Consider the following 1,418-nt stretch of genomic DNA (forward strand, 5'->3'; position numbering starts at 1 on the left):
GCTGACGACGCTGCAAAACCACGGAATGGTCGAATTCGACACATCAGACCAGTTGTGGTCGATCGGCGTCGAGACCTACCGTATGGGCGCGGCCTTCCTGCGCCGCCGCAAGCTGGTCGACCGCGCGCGTGTCGTCATGCAGGAGCTGATGGAGAGAACCGGCGAGACCGCCAATCTCGGCGTCGCCGAGGACGATTGCGTGGTCTTCGTCAGCCAGGTCGAGACGCATCAGGCGATCCGCGCCTTCTTCCGGCCGGGCACGCGCAGCCCCTTCCATGCGTCGGGCATCGGCAAGGCGGTGCTGGCGCATCTCGAGCCGGAGCGCGTCGGAACCATGCTGCGCAAGGCAGGCCTGCAGCGCTTCACCGACAGGACGCTGTCCGACATTTCGGCGCTTGCCCACGATCTGGCGCGGATCAAGCTGCGCGGCTGGTCGGTCGACGACGAGGAGCGGCACCCCGGCATGCGTTGCGTGGCAGCCGCCATCTTCAACGAATTCGGCGAGCCGATCGGCGGCGTTTCGGTGTCAGGGCCGACGGTGCGGGTGACGCCGGAGCGGCTGGCCGAGATCGGCCCGCTGGTGCGCGATGCGGCAGCCGAGGTGACCAGGATGATCGGTGGCGTGCGAGCCGACTGATCAGCCCGCCCCGGGCAGCGCGCTCCTGGTCGCGATATCAAAGAAATCGAGAAGGATGGCCATGCCGACGCCGCAGGCGGTGAATATCAGGCCGGCCATGAAGATGCGGTTGGCGCGTTCATAGATGCGCCGCTGCAGGCATTTCGTGTGGAGCAGCAGCGAGAGCGCCCGCATCTGCAAGGCAATGCCGGCCAGGATCGGCAGGACGGCGACAAGATGGTAGGTCTGCCACGGGATCGGGTTGGCGGCCCAATGGGTGATGAAGCCCAGCGAAAACGCCAGCAGGATGCCGACGGTGGTGACGGTGCCGTTGCGGAAAATCGTTTCGACCAGGTCTTCCCTGGGGTCCTGCTCGTCCAAGGGTCTCTCCCCGCGTTTCGCGGTCCAGGATAGACGCTCGGAAAATCTCTGTACACTGTCCGATCTGTCGCCGGACCAATCCCTTCAGTTCTGCGCTGAAGCGGCCGATGGAGCACGCACCGCTACCATCCAGACAACAGAAGAGGGGCTCGCATGGGCCCCTCTGTTGCTGAACGGGTCCTCCTCCCCTCAGAGACGGCAATAGTGGCGATATCCGTCGTGGCCGAGATAGGTATCGGAGTCTGCGTCGTAGCTGGCATAGCGATCGTAGCAGCGGCGGACATGCCACGAGCCACCGCCTTCGTCGACATAGACGGTGCGCGGCTGGGCGAGCAGGCTGCCGAGGACGAAGCCGCCGACGCCGGCAGCAATGCCGATGCCGATTTCGCGGTTGTGGTGATGGCTGTGGGCGGCCGAAGGC

3 protein-coding genes are annotated in these 1,418 nt (G+C 65.4%); 1 reads left to right on the forward strand and 2 read right to left on the reverse strand.

All coding sequences use genetic code 11. The features are described 5' to 3' along the window. Positions 1-637 (forward strand): IclR family transcriptional regulator (locus EN925_RS35765; RefSeq protein WP_164894658.1); only part of this gene is annotated, 637 nt, incomplete at its 5' end. Here EN925_RS35765 and EN925_RS35770 read toward each other — a convergent pair. Continuing rightward, positions 638-997 carry a hypothetical protein gene (locus EN925_RS35770; protein WP_127370546.1) on the reverse strand — a complete coding sequence of 120 codons (360 nt, stop codon included), beginning with the start codon at positions 995-997 and terminating at the stop codon, positions 638-640. A 189-nt stretch (positions 998-1,186) separates the two neighbouring features. Then, a partial coding sequence (locus tag EN925_RS35775; protein ID WP_164894659.1) for a BA14K family protein occupies positions 1,187-1,418 on the reverse strand: 232 nt, incomplete at its 5' end.

The sequence above is a fragment of the Mesorhizobium sp. M7A.F.Ca.US.006.04.2.1 genome (assembly GCF_004022915.1).
GTDB lineage: Bacteria > Pseudomonadota > Alphaproteobacteria > Rhizobiales > Rhizobiaceae > Mesorhizobium > Mesorhizobium ciceri.